Annotated in this window: 7 protein-coding genes; 6 read left to right on the top strand and 1 reads right to left on the bottom strand. The window is 66.7% G+C overall.

Annotated features, from left to right (window positions below; all coding sequences use genetic code 11):
• The 6 genes from V6M56_RS11160 to V6M56_RS11135 all read left to right on the top strand — a co-directional run.
• Positions 1-372, top strand: a 372-nt coding sequence (locus tag V6M56_RS11160) for an NAD-binding protein (RefSeq protein ID WP_332683679.1), incomplete at its 5' end; no start/stop codon positions are given.
• Positions 373-427: 55 nt separating this feature from the next.
• A complete protein-coding gene (locus V6M56_RS11155; protein ID WP_332683677.1) occupies positions 428-1,444 on the top strand; it encodes a TRAP transporter substrate-binding protein in 1,017 nt (338 codons plus the stop codon).
• A gap of 61 nt (positions 1,445-1,505) precedes the next feature.
• A complete protein-coding gene (locus V6M56_RS11150) occupies positions 1,506-2,006 on the top strand; it encodes a TRAP transporter small permease (protein ID WP_332683676.1) in 501 nt (166 codons plus the stop codon).
• Positions 2,003-3,262 carry a TRAP transporter large permease gene (locus V6M56_RS11145; RefSeq protein ID WP_332683674.1) on the top strand — a complete coding sequence of 420 codons (1,260 nt, stop codon included), beginning with the start codon at positions 2,003-2,005 and terminating at the stop codon, positions 3,260-3,262. The genes V6M56_RS11150 and V6M56_RS11145 overlap by 4 nt, the downstream gene beginning before the upstream one ends.
• Before the next feature lie 141 nt (positions 3,263-3,403).
• Positions 3,404-4,000 carry a GNAT family N-acetyltransferase gene (locus tag V6M56_RS11140; RefSeq protein ID WP_332683671.1) on the top strand — a complete coding sequence of 199 codons (597 nt, stop codon included), beginning with the start codon at positions 3,404-3,406 and terminating at the stop codon, positions 3,998-4,000.
• 82 nt (positions 4,001-4,082) lie between these two features.
• A complete protein-coding gene (locus V6M56_RS11135) occupies positions 4,083-4,529 on the top strand; it encodes a VOC family protein (RefSeq protein WP_332683669.1) in 447 nt (148 codons plus the stop codon).
• A gap of 61 nt (positions 4,530-4,590) precedes the next feature.
• Here V6M56_RS11135 and V6M56_RS11130 read toward each other — a convergent pair.
• The coding region (locus V6M56_RS11130) for a xanthine dehydrogenase family protein molybdopterin-binding subunit (RefSeq protein WP_332683668.1) at positions 4,591-5,331 on the bottom strand (741 nt) is incomplete at its 5' end.

The raw sequence follows: 5,331 nt of genomic DNA, 5'->3' as shown, positions 1-5,331 counted from the left end.
GCGGTCAACCAATTGCTCTGCGGCGCCCATCTCGCCATCGCGGCGGAGGCGCTGTCGCTGGCCGAAAAGCTCGGCGTCGACACGCAGGCCATGCTCGACATCGTCTCCGGCTCGGCCGCCTCGAGCTGGATGCTCAGGGATCGCGGCGCCCGCATGCTGGAGCGCGAGCCGCGCGTGACCAGCGCCGTCGACATCTTCGTCAAGGATCTCGGCATCGTCCTCGAAGCGGGACGCGATGCGAAGGCGGCACTGCCGATGGCCGCCCTCGCCCACCAGCTCTTCCTGTCGGTCTCGGGACGCGGCCTCGGCGCGCGCGACGACAGCCAGGTGATCTTCGCCTACCGCAGCCTCCAGGGGCGGGACGGGCCCTGACCGGAACGACCAGCAAGGAAGCCGCGGAAGCGGCGAAACATAAAGGGAGGGAATGATGACGAAACGCGATCTGTCGACCGGAGGGCTCAACCGCCGCGGCCTGCTGGCGGCCGGCCTCGCGATGCCCGCCGTGCTCAGCCTGTCGCGGGCTGCACAAGCGCAGGTCACCATGACGCTCGGCCACAACGCCGCCGCCGGCAATCCGCGCTGGGTCGCGGCCGACAAGTTCGGCGAGCTGCTCAAGGCGCGCACCAATGGCCGGCTCGCCGTACGCGTCGCCGGCGCCGAGCAGCTCGGCAACGAGCAGTCGCTCCTGACCAGCCTGCGCACCGGCGCGGTCGACATGACCGTCAACAGCCAGGGCTCGACCTCGGCGCTGCTGCCGGAGCTCGCGGCGCTCGGCCTGCCGTTCCTGTTCGCGAATTCCGCGGCCGCCTTCAAGGTGCTCGAAGGCCCGATCGGGGCCGAGTTCGACCAGCGCTTCGCCAAGATCGGCATGGTGCCGCTCGGCTGGTGGGACAACGGCATCCGCCACATCACCAACAGCAAGCGCCCGATCGTGAAGCCGGCCGACCTCAAGGGCCTCAAGATCCGCACGCCGCCCGATCCGATGACGATCGACATCTTCCAGGCGCTCGGCGCCGGCACCGAGCAGATCTCCTTCGGCGAGCTCTATGTCGCGCTCCAGCAGGGCGTCGTCGACGGCCAGGAGAACCCGCTCGTCAACATCGCCTCGTCGAAGCTCTTCGAGGTCAACCGCTACATCTCGCTCTCGGCGCATAAATGGGAGTGCTCGCCCTTCCTGATGTCGCAGATCACCTGGACGCGCCTGTCGCCGGCCGATCGCGAGGTGGTCAAGGCGACCGCCAAGGAGGCGGGCGAGCTGCAACGCCAGCTCTTCCTCGACGCGGAGACCAGGTTCGCCAACGAGTTCAAGGCGGACCCGAAGCTGCAGGTCAACGACGCCGACATGGCCGCCTTCCGCGAGGCCTCCGCCAAGGTCTACGACGGCTGGAAAGCCAAGCCGTTCGGCGATTTCGTCGAACGGCTCGCCAAGGCCGCGAAGGGCTGAGGCGATGGCAAAGCAGCCCGGGACGGGATGGCGCGCGGGCGCCATCGCCCTGGCGGATGGCGTGGACCGCCTCGCCGCCAGGTTCTGCGAGGCGGTCGTCATCGCGGTCGGCTCGGCGCTGCTTGCCATGCTCACCGCCAATGTCGGCGCCCGCTACGCGCTCGATTCCGGCGGCTTCCGCTTTGCGCAGGAGCTGCCCGAGCGGCTCTTCCCGGTCTTCATCATGGCGGGCGTCGTGCTCGGCGTGCAGAAGGGCGGGCATATGGCGGTCGAGACCGTGCTCGCCATGCTCGGCCGGGAAGGCGCGAGGATGATGCTGCTGGTCGGGCATGCGATCGTGATCGGCAGCTATCTCTTGCTGAGCAAGGACATCCTGCTTCTCGCGGACATGCTCTGGATCGACCGTTCCCCGGTGATGGGGATCCCGGCGAGCTATGGCTACTACACGCTCGCCATCGGGCTGGCGCTCGTCATCGTCGTGACGGCGACGCAGGCCGTGCGTGTCGCCCTGATGGGGCCGGAAGCGATGCCGGTCCCGGCGCCCGAGGAGCAGGTCGCATGAGCCTCACCCTGATCTTCTCCTTCGCCGTCCTGATGCTGCTCGCGATCCCGGTCGGCCATGCGCTGATCGTCGCGGCGGGAACGGCCCTGCTGGTGCAGGGCCAGATCCCCCTGACGATCATCGCCCAGCAGATGTACCAGCAGACCCAGTCCTTCCCGATGCTGGCGCTGCCCTTCTTCATGCTGGCGGGCTCGCTCATGCTCGGCGGGGCGCTGGGCAACGAGCTTCTCGCCTTCGCCTCCAAGGCGATGCAGCGCTGGCGCGGCGGGCCGCTCTCGACCACGGTGGTCGCCTCGGTGGTGTTCGGCGGCGTCTCGGGCAGCGCCGTTGCCAATGCCAGCGCGCTCGGCTCGGTGCTGATCCCCTGGCAGAAGCGGCAGGGCTATCCGGCCCCGCTCTGCGCCGCCAACAATGCGACCTCGGCGATCATCGACATCCTGATCCCGCCCTCGATCCCGCTGATCCTCTACTCGCTGATCTCGAACGTCTCGATCGCGGACCTCTTCACCGCCGGCATCCTGCCCGGCCTGCTGATGGCCGGCGGCTTCATCGTGCTGTGCAGCTGGATCGCCCGGCGCCGCGGCTATGTCTCGCCGGAGGCGCCGGTGTCCAAGGCGGAGCTGGCGCGGCTGGCCTGGCGCAGCATGCCGGCGCTGCTGATGCCGGTCTTCATCCTGCTCGGCCTGCGCTTCGGCATCGCGACGCCGACCGAGATCGCGGTTCTCGCCGTGCTCTATGCGCTGGTGCTGAGCGTCGTGCTCTATCGCGACATGAGCTGGAGCCGGTTCCGGATCAGCATGGTCGAGGCCGGCGTCGCTACCGGCGTGGTGATGCTCGTCATCATGGGCAGCGCCATCGTCGGCTGGATCCTGACCTTCGACCAGGTGCCGCAGCGTTTCGCCGAATGGGTCTCGGCGACGATCTCGAACCCCTATTTCGTCATCCTGGCGATGAACGTCCTGCTGCTGCTCGTCGGCATGCCGATTGACCTGCCGCCGGCGATCCTGCTGCTCGGGCCGATCTTCGTGCCGCTTGCCGCCTCGATCGGCCTCGATCCGGTCCAGCTCGGCATCATCATGGTGCTCAATCTCGGCATCGGCCTCTATACGCCGCCGATCGGCACCACGCTGTTCATCTCGACCTCGATCGCCCGGACCACGCTCGGCGAGACGACGCGCGAGCTCTGGCCCTTCTTCGGCGTCGCGATGATCGTGCTGCTGCTGGTGAGCTATGTGCCGGCGCTGACGATCTACTGAGCCGGTCGGCTCGGCCTGTTGCGCGGGTGCCGGACTGCCGGCACCTGTGCGCATCCTGACTCTTTCGGGCGCGCCGTCATGGCACAAGCGTGTCGGGATCTCATATCCGATGAAGCCGACCGCAAACACCCGGACCATCCCATGACGTCCATTGCTGTCCGTTCCGCATCCCGCGACGAGGAAAGTGCCGTCTCCGCGCTGATCACTCTCGCCTTCGCGACCGATCCGATGGCGCGCTGGTCGCTGAGAGATCCGCAGGCCTATCTTGCCGTTATGCCCGACCTGATCCGCGCGTTTGGCGCTGCCGCCTACGACAGCGACAGCACCTATGTCAGCGACGGTTTCGGCGGCGCAGCCATGTGGCTGCCGCCCGGCGTGCAGCCCGACATCGAGACGCTCGATCGTCTCATCAAGGAGAATGCCGATCCGGCGATCCTGTCCGACGTGGACGGGATGTTCGAGTCGATGGCGCGCTATCATCCAACGGACCCGCACTGGTATCTGCCGCTGATCGGCGCCGACCCAACGCGGCAGGGCCAGGGGATCGGAAGCGCGCTGATGCATCACGCGCTCGCACGCTGCGACCGCGCAGGCGCCGCAGCCTATCTGGAATCGTCGAATCCGCGGAACATCCCGCTCTATCAGCGGCATGGCTTCGAAATTCTTGGAACCATCCAGATCGGATCGTCGCCGGTCCTGACGCCGATGCTGCGCCCGCCGCGGCCTGCCGCAAGTTGATGGGATCAGGCTTTTTTCGGCGTATCTTGGCAGCTTGATCTCGCCTGATGGGCATCAAGCTTCGATCAGAAAGGAGACGACCATGAAGATCGTGACCAGTTTGAGCTTTCGGGGGCAGTGCCGCGAGGCGTTCGAGTTCTATGCCAGGGTCCTGGGCGGAAAGATCACCGCGGCCATACCCTACAGCGACGCGCCTCCGGGCATGCCGATCAGCGACGAGAAGCACAAGACCTGGCTGATGCATTGCTGGCTTGAGGCCGGCGACCAGGCGCTGATGGGCGCCGATATGGATGTCGGATGGGCTCCTAACGTCGACAAGCCCAAGAACGGCTTCGACGTCACCTTGCACACCCAGGACAAGGCCCAGGGCCAGCGCTGGTTCGATCAACTGGCTGAGGGGGGCAGGGCTGTCATGCCGTTCGGCGAAACCTTCTGGTCACCCGGCTTCGGCTCGCTCGTCGACCGGTTCGGCGTTCCGTGGATGGTCAACGTCATTCCAGCGGCTGACTGGAAGCCGCCGCAGGGCTGATCCCAAACCGAAAAACCGGCGAAGCTGATGCCGAGCGCGTCGAGGCTGTCGATCGTCGCGGTCAGGAGGCCGCGGCTCGCGGGCTGTTTCGGTCGGATCCGATCTGTCCGGACTGAACCGCTCGCCAGACCGCCTGAGGCGTAGCCGGCATGTCGAGATGCGTGATGCCATACGGCGTCAGGGCGTCGACGACCGCGTTCATCACCGAGGGCAGGGAGCCGGCGCAACCGGCTTCCCCGCAACCTTTGGCACCGACCCGATTATTGAGCGTCCGCACGCCCTGACTCACGAATGAGAAGAACGGGACATCGGCCGCCCGAGGCAATGCGTAGTCCATGTAGGACCCGGTGAGGAGCTGGCCGCTGTCGTCATAGACCGTCCGCTCGAACAGGGCCTGGCCGATGCCCTGGACAACGCCGCCATGGAGCTGCCCCTCGACGATCATCGGGTTCACGACGGTTCCGAAGTCGTTGATCATGACGTATCGCGCGATCTCGACATGTCCGGTCTCCGGATCGATCTCGACCTCGGCGACATGGCAGCCATTGGGATACGCCGAAGGCGCCGACTTGAGGACATGATCCACGTCGAGCGACTGCGGCAGGTCGGGCGCAACCGCGGTGCCGGCATGCAGCCTCGCCGCCATCTCCATGATGCCGATCGAACGGTCGGTGCCGATGACGGTGAACCTGCCGGCAGCGAACTCGATATCGGCGACATTGGCCTCCAGGAAATGACCGGCGAGCAGCCGGCCTTTTTCGACGACCAGCTCGCTCGCCTCGATGATCGCCGAGCCGCTCGC

Source organism: Allobosea sp. (assembly GCF_036675845.1).
Taxonomy (GTDB): Bacteria; Pseudomonadota; Alphaproteobacteria; order Rhizobiales; family Beijerinckiaceae; genus Allobosea.
The sequence above is the reverse complement of the archived record's forward strand: the minus strand, read 5'-3'. Positions and strand labels throughout refer to the sequence as shown.

Excerpts from the sequence above, each read along its gene's own strand:
- V6M56_RS11140 (WP_332683671.1), top strand. The coding sequence starts at position 3,404 with ATGACGTCCATTGCTGTCCGTTCCGCATCCCGCGACGAGGAAAGTGCC.
- V6M56_RS11145 (WP_332683674.1), top strand. The coding sequence starts at position 2,003 with ATGAGCCTCACCCTGATCTTCTCCTTCGCCGTCCTGATGCTGCTCGCG.
- V6M56_RS11135 (WP_332683669.1), top strand. The coding sequence starts at position 4,083 with ATGAAGATCGTGACCAGTTTGAGCTTTCGGGGGCAGTGCCGCGAGGCG.
- V6M56_RS11155 (WP_332683677.1), top strand. The coding sequence starts at position 428 with ATGACGAAACGCGATCTGTCGACCGGAGGGCTCAACCGCCGCGGCCTG.